This is a genomic window from Bacillus sp. EKM501B (genome assembly GCF_011800505.1).
Taxonomy (GTDB): Bacteria; Bacillota; Bacilli; order Bacillales; family Bacillaceae_G; genus Bacillus_A; species Bacillus_A cereus.
Genome location: NZ_JAALFZ010000001.1, coordinates 388,413 through 406,730, shown reverse-complemented (window position 1 = coordinate 406,730; position 18,318 = coordinate 388,413). Strand labels below are relative to the sequence as shown.

Here is an 18,318-nt window from a genome sequence, read left to right as displayed (position 1 = left end):
TATCACGTTATGTACATCCCTCCTATATAAATTCCTTGTTTTTATCGTGAGAATTAACGTAATATCAGCCATATCCCACTCATATTGTAATAGTGTATGTCAGAACTCACGAGAAGGAGTGAACATAATGAGCTGCAATTGTAATGAAGATCATCAACATGAGTGTGATTTCAACTGTGTATCGAATGTTGTTCGTTTTATACATGAACTACAAGAATGTGCCACGACAACATGTGGATCTGGTTGCGAAGTTCCATTTTTAGGTGCACATAACAATGCATCAGTAGCGAATACACGTCCTTTTATTTTATACACAAAAACTGGAGAACCTTTTGAAGCATTTGCACCATCTTCAAGCCTTACTAGCTGCCGATCTCCTATTTTCCGCGTAGAAAGTATAGATGATGATGACTGTGCTGTATTGCGTGTATTAACTGTAGTTTTAGGTGATGGTACCGCTGTACCACCTGGTGACGACCCAATCTGTACGTTTTTAGCTGTACCAAATGCAAGACTAATATCAACCTCCACTTGCATTACTGTTGATTTAAGTTGCTTCTGCGCTATTCAATGCTTACGCGATGTTTCTATTTAAAACTAAATAATGAGTTAAGCATGGATTGGGTGGCAGAGTATTCTGCCACCCAATCCATGCTTAACGAGTATTCTTATGTAAATTTCTTAAAATTGGGAACTTGTCTAGAACATAGAACCTGTCCTTTTCATTAACTGAAAGTAGAAACAGATAAAGGAGTGAAAAACATGTTCTCTTCTGATTGCGAATTTACTAAAATCGATTGTGAGGCGAAGCCAGCTAGTACACTACCTGCCTTTGGTTTTGCTTTCAACGCGTCTGCACCTCAGTTTGCTTCACTATTTACACCACTATTATTACCTAGCGTAAGTCCAAACCCAAATATTACTGTTCCTGTAATAAATGATACAGTAAGTGTCGGAGATGGCATTCGAATTCTACGAGCTGGTATTTATCAAATTAGTTATACATTAACAATTAGTCTTGATAACGTACCTACTGCACCAGAAGCTGGTCGTTTCTTCTTATCATTAAATACACCAGCTAACATTATTCCTGGATCAGGTACAGCAGTTCGTTCTAACGTTATTGGTACTGGTGAAGTAGACGTATCCAGCGGTGTTATTCTTATTAACTTAAATCCTGGTGACTTAATTCAAATTGTGCCAGTTCAGTTAATTGGAACTGTAGACATTCGTGCTGCAGCATTAACAGTTGCACAAATTAGCTAGTAAAAAGCGGTATTTCTTATACAGAAATACCGCTTTTTATATATAATAAAAAACACTCACAGTAGCATGAGTGTTTCATTCTTCATATTGTTTTATTGTGTTCTTCTTTTTCCCACAATTGCATCCCTTTTTCTTCACAAATCCTTGTTGTTGTAATTGTTCTTGATATGCCTGTTGTTGTGCTTGGTGTTGTTGCTGTATATGATACCACTGCTGCAGGTCATATGAATTCTGCCTTAGATTATTGCTCACAGCAAACATCTCCTCTACTGTCAATTCTGTCTATTTACTATATGAACAACTCTTTATTTCCGTTCCCTCATTCTTTTAAACTCCGCTTTTTCTCGTATTATGAAAATATATTATTCTCCCATAAAATATCCTGTAATTGTTTCAATGATTGCTGCCGCTCCTGCAATAGCTAATAATGCAAGTAACGGTTCCGCAACGATAGGGATCCAATTATATAAGACTAATAAAAAAGCACTAACCCATACACCTGTACACCAATAACAGCTTAATAATTCGCCAATCCACTTTCTTAATCCATTACCTTTCACTTTTGTAAACGTTGATACACTTCCATCCGGCTCCGTAATCTCTAATTCATCAATAAATGGTCTTCGCAAAAAGGCTGTAATTTTATCATAAACAATTAAACGAGTGAGCCTAAAAGCAGCTAACGCAAAAATAAAAAATAAAAGCCAGCTTGTAAACAGCATAATTCCACCTACCCTTATCCTCTTTCGCCTATTTAAAAAAAAAGGTCTTGAGATTGTGACCAAATCTCCTCGACTCCAATATCTTATTAATGTAAATACAAACAAGAAGATAAGGAGTGACATTAATGAGTTGTAACGAAAATAAACACCATGGCTCTTCTCATTGTGTAGTTGACGTTGTAAAATTCATCAATGAATTACAAGATTGTTCTACAACAACATGTGGATCTGGTTGTGAAATCCCATTTTTAGGTGCACACAATACTGCATCAGTAGCAAATACACGCCCTTTTATTTTATACACAAAAACTGGAGAACCTTTTGAAGCATTTGCACCATCTTCAAGCCTTACTAGCTGCCGATCTCCAATTTTCCGTGTGGAAAGTGTAGATGATGATAGCTGTGCTGTGCTACGTGTATTAACTGTAGTATTAGGTGACGGTACTCCGGTACCACCTGGTGACGATCCAATTTGTACGTTTTTAGCTGTACCAAATGCAAGATTAATATCTACAACTACTTGCATTACTGTTGATTTAAGCTGTTTCTGTGCGATTCAATGCTTACGCGACGTTTCTATCGTAAAGTAAACTAAAAAACTATTGGGGTGGTAGAAGCTTTCTACCACCTTTACATATTTAAAAACCGGCCATACTAATCGATTGGATATCATCTATAGACAACCTAATATCTCTCATACTATTTTGCGGCATAATAGATACAATGCCATGACGATACGATATGATCGATCCAACATATGAGACTGTAGCTGTTTTTATTCTGCATCTTACTTTCGGAATGTAATGAGGGCGGTTTAGTAAAAAATGAATTTTTTCATCATTATTCATATCCTTAAATGATTTATTATACGGGACAGTTCTTACTGGTTCTGGTTCTTGCTCTTCTTGTTCTATGTGTTCTTCTTTTTCTTCTTCTATTTTTTCTTCCACTTGCTGCTCTTCTTGTTGTTCTTGTTCTATTACCTCTTCCACAGCACTTCTTACAATATTTTCTTGTCTATTACTTTTCTCTTTTTGATCTTCATTTTCAAAGTTTGTCAGGATAATTCTTTTTATTTTCGGTGCAGCAAGTTCTAAACTTACTTGCGTGATATATAACAACGGTTTTCCAACTGTTGAACTTTTATTTTTATTCTTCACACTCGTCCCTCCCACTTCCATACGTAGCTGAATAAATCGTGTACTATTATAGTTATATTCATCACATGGTAAGAACTTTCGTTAAAAATCGTTCTTTCTAAGAACAAATAAAAAGGACAATCTCAGCATTTAGAGATTGTCCTTTAAAAATTAATATTATATTTATCCTAGGATATGATACCCTGAATCAACATGAATGTTTTCTCCTGTTACACCGCGTGCTAAATCACTGAATAAGAATACTGCTGTATCCCCAACTTCTTCTGGAGTTGTTGTACGACGAAGTGGTGCGCGCTCCTCAATTTCTCTTAAGATTGAGTTGAAATCGCCTACACCTTTTGCAGATAACGTACGAATTGGTCCTGCAGAAATAGCGTTAACACGAATACCGTGTTGACCTAAATCGTTCGCTAAATATTTCACGCTCGCTTCTAATGAAGCTTTCGCAACACCCATAACGTTATAATTTTTCACAACGCGCTCGCCGCCAAGGTATGTTAATGTTAAAATATTTCCGCCTTCTGTCATTACTTTCTTCGCTTCTCTTGCTACAGCTGTTAAAGAGAATGCGCTAATATTTTGTGCAAGTAAAAATCCATCGCGAGAAGTATCTACAAATTCACCTTTTAAGTCATCGCGATTTGCAAAAGCAATACAATGTGCTACACCGTGAATAGTACCTACTTCTTGTTTAATTGTTTCAAAGCAAGCTGTAAGTTCCTCATCATTCGTTACATCACAAGGTAATACAAGTGATTCTTGTCCTTCTAATGTGTCCGCTAATTCACGAACGTTTCTTTCTAAACGTTCTCCTGCATATGTGAATATTAATTTTGCACCTGCATTATGCAAAGAGCGAGCTATTCCCCATGCAATACTTCTTTGGTTCGCAACGCCCATAACAACAAATGTTTTCCCTTGTAATAGTTCCATGATATATCCTCCCAGAAATACTTATACTTGTTATTAGTACCTGATACTATAATTATAGTACCATAAAACCGCTTAAAGGCAAACAAAAAAGTCATTAACAGAAATTTGTTAATGACTTTTGGTTTCTATAAAAAACCGCTCTAATCCTTCTTCCCAAGACGGCATTTGTGAAAAACCATTTAATCGTAGCATGTTATGTTGAAAAATAGAATATTTGGGCCTCGCAGCCGCAGCCCCGAATTCTTCCGTTGAAACAGGTAATACATTCACTTTCATATTGGCGTACGAAAATATCTTTTGTGCAAATTCAAACCAAGAGCATGAGCCTCTGTTTGATACGTGGTATGTACCGTATAAAGAAGTATGAATGAGCTTATTAATAACCATATTCAAATCCGCCACATACGTAGGAGAGCCAACTTGATCCGCTACAACAGATATTTCATCTCTTTCTTTTCCTAATCGCATCATCGTTTTCACAAAATTATTCCCATATTTACCATATAGCCACGATGTGCGAACGATAAAATATTTATTATGTAACTCTTTGACGAACTGCTCCCCCGCATACTTAGAGGCCCCATATATATTTATCGGCGCTGGACTATGAAATTCGTCGTATCCATCTGGTCTGGCGCCTTGAAATACATAATCAGTACTAATATAAACTAGCTTCGCCCCTACTAATTGTGAAGCAACCGCTACATTTCGAGCTCCGATTGCATTTATTCTATACGCAAAATCCTGTTCTTTCTCCGCATGATCTACTTTCGTATAGGCAGCACAATGAATAATTATATGTGGTTTTATTTCTTGTACCACTTGTTGTATTCGGGATATATTTGTCACATCTAATAACTTTTTATCAAATGGATATATATCATATTCTTCAGAGTCTAACTCTTCAAATAGTTGCTTTCCTAATTGACCGTTTGCTCCTGTTATGATAACCCTCTCTTTCATTTAACATGCCCCTTACTAATCTTTTAGTGGTTTCCACCATTCCTTATTCTTTTCATACCATTTCACCGTCTCTTGTAATCCTTGTTCAAACGTGTATTTCGGTTCCCAATCAAATTCATTCTTCATTTTCTCTGCATCAATCGCATAACGACGATCGTGCCCTAAACGATCTGTAACATATTCAATGTCTTTTTTTGTTTTTCCTAAAAGAGTAATAATTTGTTCCACAACTTCTACATTTGTTTTTTCATTATTTCCACCTATATTATATACTTCTCCGACACGTCCCTTATGCAAAACAACGTCAATCGCACTGCAATGATCCGTTACATGTAACCAATCTCTTACATTTAAACCATCACCATATAACGGTAGTTTTTTTCCTTCTAGTGCATTCGTAACCATTAATGGAATTAATTTTTCAGGATACTGGTACGGTCCATAATTGTTAGAACAACGCGTTACTATAACCGGTAATTGATATGTTTTATAGTAAGATAGAGCTATCATGTCCGCGCTCGCCTTACTTGAAGAATATGGACTATTTGGAGCTAACGGCGTTTTCTCTGTGAACTTCCCTGTTTTTCCTAAAGAGCCATACACTTCATCCGTTGATACTTGCACAAGTTTTATATGCGAATATTTTTTAACTAGTTCTAATAAAGTGACCGTCCCAATTACATTTGTATCATAAAAAGGAATCGGATTTTCAATACTACGGTCCACATGTGATTCGGCTGCAAAATTTACAATCACTTGTACGTTTCGCTCTTTTATAACGTGTTCTAATAGCTCTCCATTTTGAATTTCTCCCTTTACAAAAGAGTAATTCGGGTGATCCAGAAGAGATTTTACGTTATTTAAATTCCCGCTATATGTTAATGCATCGTAATTAATAATTTTATATGTTTCATAACTTTGTAGCATGTAATGAACGAAATTACTTCCAATAAATCCAGCCCCACCTGTTACTAATATATTCATAAACAACGCTCCTACTTAAAAACTATCTTCATATTCCTCTAATAATGGTAATATCTGATCCTTATCGGACAATATAGGATCGGTTACTGGCCAAGGAATTGCTAAATCTTTATCTTCCCAAAGTAATCCTGAGTCATGCTCTGCGCTATAATATTCATCTACTTTATACATAACGATAGTATGCGGAACAAGCGTGCAAAATCCATGCGCAAACCCTTTTGGCACTAGTAATTGTCGATGGTTATCTGCACTTAAAATATATCCTTTCCATTGTTTAAATGTTGGTGATTTTTTTCGTAAATCAACGATAACATCATAAATTGCCCCTTGCATAACTTGAATGAGTTTCGTTTGTGCTTTCGGTTTTTTTTGAAAGTGTAGTCCCCGAATCGTTCCTGCCTTAGCCGAATAAGATACGTTATCCTGTACAAATGAATACGTTATCCCTAATGTTTCTAGCACCTGCTTATTATAACTCTCTGAAAAAAAGCCACGCTCGTCTCCAAACAACCTCGGTTCTAACAATTTTACATCGGTAAAATTTGTTTCTACAACTTTCATATTCTCACCTATTCTCCGTTAAACTGTTTCCCAAAATTAATATCACGCGCTAACGTATTCGCCTTTTGAAGCGAAGCATGAGTTCCCGCATCAGTCCACCAGCCGCTCATTTCATTATAAGTAAGTACCCCTCGTTTTAAATACCAATTATTTATATCTGTAATTTCAAGTTCTCCCCGTGCAGAAGGTTTTAATTCTTTAATATAAGAAAAGACTTTCGAATCATACAAATAAATTCCCGTAACCGCATAAGAACTTTTCGGCTCTTTCGGCTTTTCTTCAATTTCAACTATTTTTCGGTTTTGAATATGTGCTACGCCAAATCTTTCGGGATCTTCTACAGATTGCAATAGCACTTTCGCACCTTCTTTTTGATTTGCAAACTCTTCAACATACGGAAGAATATCATCTGAAAAAATATTATCCCCTAATATAACTACCATACGATCATTCCCGACGAAATCTTCACAAAGCCCTAACGCCTGTGCGATCCCGCCCGCTTTATCTTGCACACGATACGTAAAGGACACTCCAAATTCATGACCACTCCCTAAAAAGCTAACAACATCCCCCATATGCTCTTTACCCGTAATAATCATAATATCTGTAATATCGCATTGTTTTAGCTTATATACCGCATGATAAATCATCGGATACCGACCAACAGGAAGTAAATGTTTATTCGTTACTTTCGTTATTGGATATAATCTCGATCCAGTACCACCTGCTAAAATAATTCCTTTCACTTTTCATCTCTCCTTTATGATGGAGATAATATATCTTTGTAATGTTCTACAAACACTTTCCGGTACTTCTCATATGTATCCGCATCAAACTCATCCCCGTTGTAATGAATACACCATAAATTTGCTTGATTTGGGATACCAATTAAATAACCAGCCCTTTGAAACTCTAAAGACTGTGACACATCATAAAAGTGAAACCCTTGAAACAAATCTTCTCGCCACGGAATATCATACTGCGTTGCCATGAATAAACCATCAATTGCCTGAACTGACAAAAATGGTTGATTACCATAAAAAACCTGATCTAAATTTAATAATTGATAATTCCGTCTTCTATACTCAATCACTTTCCCTACTAAATTTTTTCCTTCCCACCATATCCCGTTATTCGGTAAAAACTGAGCCCCAGCGACTCCTATTAAACCAAGCTTTTCATTTTCTTTAAAAAGAGATATAAGTGTAGAAAACATGTCTCGATTAATAAGATATGTATCTTGATGTATATACACTTTGTATTTCGCTGGATATGAAAGGGCTCGGTTGTATGCACTTGCCATACTTTGCGCATCTCGTATCGGAAAAATTTGCACGACATAACCAGAGGGAACAAAAATGTTTCTTATTTGGCTCTCACATTGTTTGAAAAGCTCCTCATTATTTACACAAACAACGACTAATATTGTATGATCTTTCATTTTTGTCCCCCCTTTTATTCTTCCTTATTTACATCTGACATATAGTGTTCCACAAATATTTTCCGATACTTTTCATAGTTCGTCATATTCACATCAAAATGATAATGGATACACCAAGCATCGCGCTGTACAGGTACACCGACTGTATATCCTGCTTTTTTAAATTCAAATGATTGAGATACATCATAAAAATCAAATCCGTCAAATAAGTCTTCTCGCCACGGAACATCATATTGTGTCGCCATTAATAAACCATCAATACATTCTACAGGAATAAATGTTTTTGATTCATGATACGGTTGTTCTAAACTTGCCATATAAAACAAATCATTCATATAACCAATGACTTTTCCTACAATTCCACGCCCTTCGTTCCATACGCCAGTCGGAGGAACATATTGCGCTCCAACCATCCCAATCATCCCAAGGTTTTCATGTTCCTCAAATAATTGAAGTAATCCGTATAAAAAAGCCCTATTTATAATAAAAACATCTTGATGTAAATACACTTTATACTTCGCTGGATGCGAAATGGCTTGATTGTATCCACTCGTCATACTTTTCGCATTTCGAATCGGCATAAATTGGACAATATACCCTGGCGGTACTAACAATTGCAATATATGTCGCACGCAGTTTGCATACAATTTCCGATCATTTATGCATGTAACAAATAATATTGTTTTGTCTGCAGCACTCATAATTGTGATTTTTCAGCTTCAATAATATACTGAAATACAACTGTCTCAGCCATGAAGCCACTTCCAAGACGATATTTTTTACAAATTCCATATAACTCCTCAATAAGCGGCTCATACATTTTATGATCAACATATACACGATCTACTTTACTAATTGAATATCCTGCTTTTAAAAACATTCTTAGCATTTCATTGAATGTAAAGAAACGAATATGTGTTTTATCTAATAAACCATATTCTGTATACGTCCAATTTCCAGCAAGTAAGGGAGCTAATACTGAAATATGAGCAACGTTTGGTATACTTGCTAAAATCACACCATTTTGCTTTATATATGGCTTAACCTTTTCAATCACAGCCCACGGATCAAATAAATGCTCTAATACATCCCCAAATAGGACGCAATCAAATTGCCCCTCCTCATAAGGAAGATCTATTTTTTCTATATCCCCTAAAATAACATGATCTAGTCTTTCCTTCGCTTTTTCTGCCGCCTCTGGAAATGCCTCTATTCCTGATACACGTGTACCGTTTTCTTTAATAGCTGCTCCCAATGCACCGCTCGAGCAACCAATATCAAGAACTTCTTTCCATTCCTTTTTTATATGCTTTAATAAATTCGGATTCGCTGCATTATAATAATGCTCGGATTTTTCTTCATATAAAGAACTTTTTTCGCGATTCATTTCACACACTCCTTATGCAAATTGAATTAGAAATATAAATCTCATATGAATTCTATAAAGTGCAGATTTTGTTCATCCCCCAATGATTATTAGCCCGCAAATAGCAGTATAAAATCTTTTATTTATATTGGTTACGTTACTGATACTCTAATATATAACCAATCTATTAGAGTTAGAATAGCGATAAATCATTTCTAAAAAACGAAACCTATTACACTTTATATGGTTTATCAAAAACTCCCCGAAAATATTTACGGTTATATTCAATTGCAGCATTATTCGGAACATAAGAAGCTGCTAATTCATTGTAATAATACGCTTTATCCTGCTCCCCTAACCTGCTATAACAAATACACATTTGTAAATAGGGTAGCCATGTGTAGCTAGCTGGACTATGGAAAGGACTTTCCGTTGCCATTGGTACTTCCGTGGCAAGTTTAAACCAAAATATCGCTTCATTATATTTTTCTTGTTCCATATATATATATCCTATTCTTGTACAATTCTCTCCTCTAGGGACGTCATACCGAAACGACTTCACACAAGATTCGATTGCCTTCTCCCACATTCCTAGCTTTGCATAGCAATCTCCTAACTTACCACATGCATAAATTTTCTCTTCATACCATCCTTCGTCTTGATTAAGAAATGTTTCATATAGAAGAACTGCATCATCATATTTTTGGTTATCCGTAGATTCATTTGCGTAATAAAATAAATCTCTCGGACTTAATTCTTCACCTGCCGCTACAGTATTTTGAAAAATTTTCAAATTACGATTTGTTACTTTTTTTTCTTTTTTATGTGTAATAGCAACATTACTACTAAAAACCTCACCAGAAATAGCTAAATACTCATGAACCTTTCCAAACCATTGAAATTGTTTTTCACGCTTTACAAGTCGATTTCTTTTTGTACAATATAAAGGTTTCCCGTTAGAATCCATTGCAAGATGATAAGGCATCGAAACAGCATCAATTTTAGGATCTAATTCTCTTTTTAAAAGTTTCAATGCTTCTTGAGCATCTTCTAATAAGACATCATCTGCATCTAGCCACAATATATACTCTTGCGTCGCTTTTGAAAAAGAAAAATTTCTTGCTGCTGCAAAATCATCAATCCACTGGAAATCATATATGTTAGAAGTGTATTTCTCTACGATTTCTTTCGTTCGATCGACGGAACCTGTATCAACTACTATAATTTCATCCACAATTTTTTCAACTGTTTCTAAACAACGGGCTATTGTCTCCTCCTCATCTCGAACAATCATACATAAACTAATTGTAATTCCTTGCTTGTTCAACATAATCACCCTCTTCCAAATCAATCATATGTTATACATATACTAAACTTTCCATTTTTTTAAATTGTTCAAGTAGTTTAAGATTTCTTTTCAATAATTCAAATGTCCGTGTCATTTTCTTTCGGTTTTGCATCTACTATATAATGAACGCTTTATGGAGGTGAATTTATGTCAAATAATAATTATTCAAATGGATTAAATCCCGATGAATCTTTATCAGCTAGTGCATTTGACCCTAATCTTGTAGGACCTACATTACCACCGATACCACCGTTTACCCTTCCGACTGGGCCGACCGGGCCGACTGGACCTACGGGACCTACGGGGCCGACTGTACCTACCGGGCCAACTGGACCGACTGGGCCAACTGGACCGACTGGACCTACAGGACCTACAGGACCTACTGGTGGCACTGGGACTACTGGACCTACGGGGCCGACTGGTGGCACTGGGACTACTGGACCTACGGGGCCGACTGGTGACACTGGGGCTACTGGACCTACAGGGCCGACTGGTGGCACTGGGACTACTGGACCTACGGGGCCGACTGGGGCTACTGGACCGACTGGACCGACTGGACCATCTGGACTAGGGCTTCCAGCAGGATTGTATGCATTTAACTCCGCTGGGATTTCTTTGGATATTGGACTTAATGCTCCAGTACCATTTAATACTGTTGGATCTCAGTTTGGTACAGCAATTTCTCAATTAGATCCTGATACTTTCGTAATTAGTCAAACTGGATTCTATAAAATTACCGTTATCGTATACACTGCAGCAGTAAGTCTATTAGGAGGGCTTACAATCCAAGTAAATGGGGTATCTGTTCCAGGTACTGGGGCCACTTTAATCTCAGTTGGAGCACCTATCGTTGTTCAAGCAATTACGCAAATTACGACAACTCCATCATTAATTGAAGTAATCGTTACAGGGCTTGGGCTATCATTAGCTGTTGGTACAAATGCATCTATTATTATTGAAAAAATCGCTTAATTTTTTACTTAGCAGTAAAACTGATATCAGTTTTACTGCTTTTTCAATTTCAAATTCAATCATGAAACATTCGCTATCTACATAATCATATTGTTGTATGACATTTTGCAGGAGGCACAAATATGGAAAGTAAATCTGCTGTTCAGCTTTATCTCGAATTGCTAAAGAAGACCATTTTATTTGAAATATGGTTAGAATATGAGGCATACTTACCCGCATCTCTACATATTTCAAAAGAACTAGAATTCGAGCCAGTTACAGTCCCCCTCCCTTTATTCATTAAGCAATATGCTGAAAACCATAACTTAAAAATTGTAAAACCAAATGTTTCAAAAAGTGAACGCCATGATGGAATGGATTGGCCAAGAGCAGCACATAGCATGATCGGTCGAGAACGTATGAACCAATTACAAGAGGCAATGGAAACCGTTGTTCGTGAAAATATAGAGGGAGATTTTATTGAAACAGGTGTATGGCGCGGAGGATCGTGCATTTTTATGAATGGTTTTTTACAAGCAAACAACATTACGAATCGTAATGTGTGGGTCGCTGATTCATTTGAAGGTTTGCCAGCACCGAATCTAGAACAATATCCAAAAGATTACGGTGATTATTTGCACACATTCGATTACTTACGCGTCTCTTTAGAACAAGTACAAGAGAATTTCAAAAAATATGATTTACTAAATGATCAAGTGAAATTTTTAAAAGGCTGGTTTAAAGATACTTTACCAACAGCACCAATTGAAAAAATAGCAATTGCACGGCTTGATGGTGATATGTACGAATCCACAATGGATGGTCTCGTGAACTTATATGATAAAGTTTCTAAAGGTGGCTATATAATTATCGATGACTACGGGCTACCGCCATGCGCTGAGGCTGTGACAGACTTTAGAAACCAACGAAATTTAAAAGCCCCTATTACTAAAATTGATGTATTTGGCGTTTATTGGAGAAAAGAATAAAAAAGATTTAATCTATAGGAGATTTCATTTTCACTCATCCTTCTCTCACTTCTAATCCAATTAAGTATTCTTTTTCGGAATCTCCTTACATATAACAATTGTTTTCCTGTGTTCTCTCACTACAAATTGAAAATTTTATTAATAGATTTACTGCATCTTCTCATACAAGAAAGGGGTATACTCATGAGTGAACTTAACAAAGAAATGACTTTACTCCCCCCTCCTGAACTCGTCCAATATGTAGGTGGCGACTTCAAAAAAGTTGGAAAAGAGTTCCTAAAGCATTTTATTCAAATTGGCGCTTTAAAACCAAATGAAAAAGTATTAGATGTAGGCTGCGGCGTCGGTCGAATGGCTGTACCATTATTGAATTACTTAAATGATGATGGAGCGTATTATGGATTTGATTTGTTTAAAGATGGAATTACTTGGTGTCAAAATAACATTTCAACTATGCGTAATAATTTTCACTTTGAACATGTTGACATATACAATCAATTCTATAATCCAGAAGGAAAAGAAGATGCCTCTCAATATCGTTTCCCCTATGAAGACGGGACATTCGATTTTATCTTTTTAACTTCTGTATTTACGCATCTTCTCCCAAAAGAATTAGAACATTACGTATCTGAAATTGTACGTGTATTAAAAAAAGACGGGAGATGTTTCATTACATTCTTTCTTATAAATCCTGAATCGTCCTATTATTTAAATGCAGGACAAAGTACATTAGGTTTTTATCATCGAATCGAAAATTGCTACGTTGTAAATAAAGATATTCCGAATTTCGCAGTTGCTTATCCTGAGACAGATATTTGCAATCTATTGAATAAGTACGGCCTAGAAATAATCAATAAGCCGCATTACGGTTTATGGTGCGGCAGACATGAATATACAAGTTACCAAGATATTGTTCTTACAAAAAAAAGCTTCTGAAAGGAAGTTATGTATGATGAATGAAAAAAATCTACCTCTCGTTTCCATCCTTATTCCTACTTATAATCGGCCTCATTATTTCAAAATTGCTCTAGAAAGTGCATTGGCACAAACTTATTCAAATATTGAAATCATCATCGGAGATGATAGTACAAATGATGAAACAGAAACTTTAATACGTGAACAATACTTACCACATTATAAAAATATAACATACATTCGAAATATCCCTACTCTAGGACAATTTCACAATGACCTTATGCTCATAGAAAAATCAAATGGTGAGTATATAAATTTTTTAATGGATGATGACGTGTTTTATGAGCATAAAATACAAAAAATGATGGCCTATTTTGAGCAAGATCCCAATAAAAATCTTGCTCTTGTTACTTCTTATCGAGTACGTATTGATGATCATGGAAATCTAATAGGTGATTCCCATCCAACACAAAGGTTATATAGTGAAGACACTCCATTAAACGGGATATTTTTAGGTAATTGGATGTTAAAGGGCGGACACAACATTATCGGTGAGCCTACAACTACTTTGTTCCGAAAGGAATTGCTCACTGAACCTTTTGGCACCCTTAAAGAGCGACAATATTCTTGTAGTGTTGATATGGCCTCATGGATTTCTTTACTTTCTAAAGGAAATGCAATATACATTTCTGAGCCTTTAAGTCAATTTCGCTACCATGCTGGACAACAAATACACAATAAGCTCCTTCAAGGTTGTGAAGATTTCACACACCTTGTTATAACAGCAAAAGAATATGGCTTTTTACAAAATACTACGGACTATAGAGCAGCTCTACTTAGTGCTTACCAATGGTGTAAAAGTTCCTTAAAATACTATCTTCATCAACTAGATATTTTTCCTGACGCACATGTACGTCTCTCCCATTGTTTGGATATAATTATTAAAGAGTTAAACAATTAAACTACTCTGCAAAATTAAAAGTGTATGGACTATATGTGAATCATTCGTATAGTTCATACATTCTTTCTCATACTATAAAGTGAAACTTTAATCAGCTCTCACCAATCGGGCTTTTACGGGCAGTTGATCCCCCACCTAACTTCTTCGCTTTCGCTGAATTTTGAGGTGGGGGTCTTACTGCCCATTAATGCGAGATAAAATCCATTACTATAAAGAGCAGTAGAAAGGAATACCTACATTGAAAGATCCAAATTCTCAATATCAAATAGACTACGTATTACTATTTATTTTATTTGCCATTGGGATTGTTAGTTGTTGTGCTATTGCAAGTGCGCAAGCCTCTTTACCGCCATTTTTACAAAACGTCAATTTTGTACTAAAGCAAATCCAATGGTATTTCATTGGATTTATAGCCATTGGTGTTATTATGATTATCGACTTCGATCGTTATCAAAAAATTGCTTGGTATTTGTACAGCTTTGCAATGGTACTACTTATTGGACTAGAACTTCAAGTACCAGGTGCCGTTACAATTAAAGGCGCTACCGCTTGGTACAGGCTCCCAGGCATCGGAAATTTTCAGCCTTCTGAAATTATGAAATTATTTTTAATTATCGTCATTGGACGAATTATAGCAAACCATAATGAGAAATATTTTTCCCAAACGATACATGACGATTTTTTACTACTTGGAAAAATATTTGCAACAAGTTTGCCACCACTACTACTCATCGCAAAGGAACCAGATTTAGGAAATACAATGGTCATTTCAGCGATGCTTGCAGCAATGATACTAGTTTCTGGCATACGATGGCGTTTTATTTTCGGATTAGTTTCAGCTACTTTCGTTGCTGGAACTACATTAATATATATTTTTTTTACTCACACAGATTTCTTTAAAGCACACATTTTAAAAGAATATCAATTAAATCGCTTCTACGGATGGTTAGCACCTTACAAATATGATGCACAAGGCTATCAATTAAGACAAGCATTCTTAGCGACTGGATCCGGAGAAATGCAAGGAAAAGGGTGGGAAAATGGACAAGTATATTTTCCAGAACCACATACAGATTTTATTTTCACTAATGTCGCTGAACAATTTGGATTTCTAGGCGCAAGTGTCATTATTTCTCTTTTTTTCTTACTCATTTTTCGAATGATTCATATTGCTTTAGAAAGTAATGACCCTTTCGGTAGTTACATTTGCGCTGGTACAATCGGAATGTTTACTTTCCAAGTATTCCAAAATATCGGGATGACAATCGGATTACTTCCCATTACAGGGATAACATTACCTCTTATGAGCTACGGAGGAAGTTCACTGCTTACATACATGATTGCGATTGGATTCATTTTAAATGTTCGCTCAAGAACGAAAATCTTTATGTTTAAATGAACAACACAAAAACGCTATATTTTTATCTCTATCCTTTTTTAGATATACTAATGAAAAATACGATGGAGGTTTAAATATGAAATATGACATTATAGGAGATATTCATGGATGCTTCCAAGAGTTTCAAAATTTAACAGAGAAGCTAGGATATAACTGGAGTAGCGGTCTACCGGTTCACCCTGACCAACGTAAACTTGCATTCGTTGGCGATATTACAGACCGTGGTCCTCATTCATTACGTATGATTGAAATTGTATGGGAACTTGTCATACATAAAAAAGAAGCTTATTACGCTCCTGGAAATCACTGTAATAAACTATATCGATTTTTCCTTGGGCGTAATGTAACAGTCGCTCACGGACTTGAAACAACTGTTGCTGAATATGAGGCACTTCCTCCTAATAAGCAAAACATTATAAAAGAAAAGTTTATCACTCTTTATGAACAATCACCGCTCTACCACATACTAGATGAAAAAAGAGTAATCGTATGTCACGCTGGGATTCGGCAAGATTACATAGGAAGACGAGATAAAAAAGTGCAAACCTTTGTATTATATGGCGATATTACAGGAGAAAAGCATGCCGATGGCTCACCTGTCCGTCGCGATTGGGCGCAAGAATACAAGGGGCAAGCTTGGATTGTATATGGACATACACCAGTAGCAGAACCTCGATTCGTCAATCAGACAGTCAATATTGATACTGGTGCTGTATTTGGTGGCAAATTAACCGGATTACGTTATCCTGAAATGGAGACTATCTCTGTCCCTTCTTCTTTACCTTTTGTCGCTGAGAAATTCCGTCCAATTTCATAACTACCTTACTTAGCATTATTTAGGCAGATCTCATATAAAACTAGGTAAAGTAATTAAAAAAAGATGCAATAAAGTGCATCTTTTTTTAATTACACTACATATAATGTCGCAGGAGGTGACAGAATGAAGAAAAAATCTTCTAAACAAAAAAGAAAATTTCCCCCTTTATATCTGCCCATGTACGGAATTAACAACTGGTGTAGTATTCGGGCTGCAGCGATAGAAGAACTGGAAGAACAAGAGTCATCAAAAAAAAGCAAAGTAAAACCAACATATGTCTCTTTAGAAAATGCTGTGATGAGCCGCATAATCAATCGCAGAAAAATAAAGATGCAACAAAAAAATAAACAGCTCTCAAATCAAGATGAACAGATACTACATTCTAACCAAACAGAAGAAAAGACGGCAGAAAATATTTCTGTAGCAATGAATAAAAAAGTGGAACCAGAAATTCCAGCTGCTATTATAAACAAAGTAAAAAAAATAAAAGAGGCATTGGCTTCATCGAATGATATACAAACTGAAAAACCACTCATAATTGAGACACCTACACCTGAAAATACAAAAGTTAAAAGGGGCGGCCGATATGCATATGCAGAGGGGCTTCACTCTCATGCGGAGGGCATGGCAGCACATGCGGAAGGCTTATTAACACACGCAAAAGGTTCTTTCTCTCATGCAGAAGGATCAAACTCAAAAGCAACTGGACATAGTTCGCATAGTGAGGGAAGTGAAACGACAGCAGGCGGGGCTTATTCTCATGCGGAGGGTAAACAGACAATTGCTTTAGGCGAAGCAGCACACGCAGAAGGAAACGCAACTATCGCTAACGGATCCTCTTCTCATGCGGAAGGTCATCATACATCAACAGCTCATTTTGCAGGTAGCCATATTATGGGGCGCTTCGGCACTGCAGAAGAAGCTTATTCTTGGTTTATTGCAAATGGTGTAAGCGACACCGACCATAATATCGGGGCTAAATGGCTTGCTCATAATGGAGAAATGTACATTGAGGGCGCGTCTTACAATGCAAGCGGAACGGATTTTGCACAAATGTTTGAAACCGAAGGTTATAAACCTATTGATGTCGGTTATTTCGTTACATTTAGTAACGAAGAAAAAATTCGGATAGCTACTTCACGCGATTCGTTCATTTTAGGAATATCTAGTGCAACCCCTGCCCTTATAGGAAATAGCGGGGCTTTAAGTTGGCAAAAACGTTATAAAACAGATAACTTTGGAAAACGCCAATATGTATGGACGGAAGCCGAAGAAATACAACCTCTTTTAAATACAGAATGGGATCCAACTTGCAAATATGTAGCAAGAAAAGATCGCGCCGAGTGGCTTCCTGTCGGATTAATTGGACAAATGTTAGTACGTGATGACGGCACTTGCGAAGCACATGGATATTGTCGTCCAAATGACAATGGCATTGCTACAAAAGCCGAAAGTGGATTTTTCGTTATAAAGCGTACGGGTGAAAACCAAATTTTAATATTATTCCGCTAAGAAAAAAGGGAACAAAATTCTTTATAATAT

Annotated in this window: 22 protein-coding genes; 10 read left to right on the top strand and 12 right to left on the bottom strand. The window is 36.3% G+C overall.

The features are described from left to right. Positions 1-127: 127 nt before the first annotated feature. Positions 128-595 carry a spore coat protein CotY gene (cotY, locus tag HFD78_RS02135; protein ID WP_001277719.1) on the top strand — a complete coding sequence of 156 codons (468 nt, stop codon included), beginning with the start codon at positions 128-130 and terminating at the stop codon, positions 593-595. Positions 596-762: 167 nt separating this feature from the next. Continuing rightward, positions 763-1,266, top strand: a complete 504-nt coding sequence (gene exsF, locus HFD78_RS02130; protein WP_000492943.1) for an exosporium protein ExsF — start codon at positions 763-765, stop codon at positions 1,264-1,266. Positions 1,267-1,341: 75 nt separating this feature from the next. Here the strand turns inward: exsF and HFD78_RS02125 are convergent, their stop codons facing one another. Continuing rightward, a complete protein-coding gene (locus tag HFD78_RS02125) occupies positions 1,342-1,527 on the bottom strand; it encodes a hypothetical protein (RefSeq protein ID WP_021727509.1) in 186 nt (61 codons plus the stop codon). Positions 1,528-1,628: 101 nt separating this feature from the next. Next, positions 1,629-1,988, bottom strand: coding sequence for a DUF1360 domain-containing protein (locus HFD78_RS02120; protein WP_000899664.1), 360 nt, complete (start codon positions 1,986-1,988; stop codon positions 1,629-1,631). A gap of 125 nt (positions 1,989-2,113) precedes the next feature. Here HFD78_RS02120 and exsY point away from each other — a divergent pair, with 125 nt between their 5' ends. Continuing rightward, positions 2,114-2,578, top strand: coding sequence for an exosporium assembly protein ExsY (gene exsY, locus HFD78_RS02115; protein WP_001277743.1), 465 nt, complete (start codon positions 2,114-2,116; stop codon positions 2,576-2,578). Between the two features lie 48 nt (positions 2,579-2,626). On the opposite strand, the gene HFD78_RS02110 is transcribed toward exsY, so the two are convergent. The 10 genes from HFD78_RS02110 to HFD78_RS02065 form a co-directional block, all read right to left on the bottom strand. Next, positions 2,627-3,169: a spore coat CotO family protein gene (locus HFD78_RS02110; RefSeq protein WP_002196304.1), complete on the bottom strand. Its 543-nt coding sequence runs from the start codon at positions 3,167-3,169 to the stop codon at positions 2,627-2,629. Positions 3,170-3,310: 141 nt separating this feature from the next. After that, the gene (gene fabI / locus HFD78_RS02105) at positions 3,311-4,081 is read right to left on the bottom strand and encodes an enoyl-ACP reductase FabI (RefSeq protein WP_000421885.1); all 771 of its coding nucleotides are present in this window, start codon (positions 4,079-4,081) and stop codon (positions 3,311-3,313) included. 108 nt (positions 4,082-4,189) lie between these two features. Next, entirely contained in the window at positions 4,190-5,044 is an 855-nt protein-coding gene (rfbD, locus tag HFD78_RS02100; protein WP_000664647.1) for a dTDP-4-dehydrorhamnose reductase, read from the bottom strand. A gap of 15 nt (positions 5,045-5,059) precedes the next feature. After that, positions 5,060-6,028, bottom strand: a complete 969-nt coding sequence (gene rfbB / locus HFD78_RS02095) for a dTDP-glucose 4,6-dehydratase (protein WP_001024163.1) — start codon at positions 6,026-6,028, stop codon at positions 5,060-5,062. Between the two features lie 15 nt (positions 6,029-6,043). Further along, the gene (gene rfbC, locus HFD78_RS02090; protein ID WP_000869431.1) at positions 6,044-6,589 is read right to left on the bottom strand and encodes a dTDP-4-dehydrorhamnose 3,5-epimerase; all 546 of its coding nucleotides are present in this window, start codon (positions 6,587-6,589) and stop codon (positions 6,044-6,046) included. A gap of 8 nt (positions 6,590-6,597) precedes the next feature. Then, entirely contained in the window at positions 6,598-7,335 is a 738-nt protein-coding gene (locus HFD78_RS02085; protein WP_000676160.1) for a sugar phosphate nucleotidyltransferase, read from the bottom strand. Positions 7,336-7,349: 14 nt separating this feature from the next. Beyond that, on the bottom strand, positions 7,350-8,030 hold the full coding sequence (locus HFD78_RS02080; RefSeq protein ID WP_000651529.1) for a glycosyltransferase family protein: 681 nt from the start codon (positions 8,028-8,030) through the stop codon (positions 7,350-7,352). Between the two features lie 14 nt (positions 8,031-8,044). Beyond that, positions 8,045-8,731, bottom strand: coding sequence for a glycosyltransferase family protein (locus HFD78_RS02075; protein WP_001271187.1), 687 nt, complete (start codon positions 8,729-8,731; stop codon positions 8,045-8,047). Beyond that, the gene (locus tag HFD78_RS02070; RefSeq protein WP_001078432.1) at positions 8,728-9,417 is read right to left on the bottom strand and encodes a class I SAM-dependent methyltransferase; all 690 of its coding nucleotides are present in this window, start codon (positions 9,415-9,417) and stop codon (positions 8,728-8,730) included. The genes HFD78_RS02075 and HFD78_RS02070 overlap by 4 nt, the downstream gene beginning before the upstream one ends. Positions 9,418-9,628: 211 nt before the next feature. After that, positions 9,629-10,726, bottom strand: a complete 1,098-nt coding sequence (locus tag HFD78_RS02065; protein ID WP_000932913.1) for a glycosyltransferase — start codon at positions 10,724-10,726, stop codon at positions 9,629-9,631. A 165-nt stretch (positions 10,727-10,891) separates the two neighbouring features. On the opposite strand from HFD78_RS02065, the gene HFD78_RS02060 reads away from it, so the two are divergent. From HFD78_RS02060 to HFD78_RS02030, 7 genes are all read left to right on the top strand, one after another. Continuing rightward, entirely contained in the window at positions 10,892-11,716 is an 825-nt protein-coding gene (locus tag HFD78_RS02060; protein ID WP_098375751.1) for a BclA C-terminal domain-containing protein, read from the top strand. Positions 11,717-11,838: 122 nt separating this feature from the next. Then, entirely contained in the window at positions 11,839-12,684 is an 846-nt protein-coding gene (locus tag HFD78_RS02055) for a TylF/MycF family methyltransferase (protein ID WP_000444386.1), read from the top strand. A gap of 183 nt (positions 12,685-12,867) precedes the next feature. Continuing rightward, the gene (locus HFD78_RS02050; protein WP_001292838.1) at positions 12,868-13,620 is read left to right on the top strand and encodes a class I SAM-dependent methyltransferase; all 753 of its coding nucleotides are present in this window, start codon (positions 12,868-12,870) and stop codon (positions 13,618-13,620) included. Positions 13,621-13,633: 13 nt separating this feature from the next. Continuing rightward, positions 13,634-14,560: a glycosyltransferase family 2 protein gene (locus HFD78_RS02045; RefSeq protein WP_002102836.1), complete on the top strand. Its 927-nt coding sequence runs from the start codon at positions 13,634-13,636 to the stop codon at positions 14,558-14,560. A gap of 238 nt (positions 14,561-14,798) precedes the next feature. After that, positions 14,799-15,959 (top strand): FtsW/RodA/SpoVE family cell cycle protein, encoded by a 1,161-nt coding sequence (locus HFD78_RS02040; protein WP_000654700.1) that lies wholly within the window; start codon positions 14,799-14,801, stop codon positions 15,957-15,959. A gap of 76 nt (positions 15,960-16,035) precedes the next feature. After that, on the top strand, positions 16,036-16,776 hold the full coding sequence (gene prpE, locus HFD78_RS02035; RefSeq protein ID WP_000872694.1) for a bis(5'-nucleosyl)-tetraphosphatase PrpE: 741 nt from the start codon (positions 16,036-16,038) through the stop codon (positions 16,774-16,776). Positions 16,777-16,899: 123 nt separating this feature from the next. Then, positions 16,900-18,288, top strand: a complete 1,389-nt coding sequence (locus tag HFD78_RS02030; protein ID WP_000730520.1) for a peptidase G2 autoproteolytic cleavage domain-containing protein — start codon at positions 16,900-16,902, stop codon at positions 18,286-18,288. Positions 18,289-18,318 lie beyond the last annotated feature (30 nt).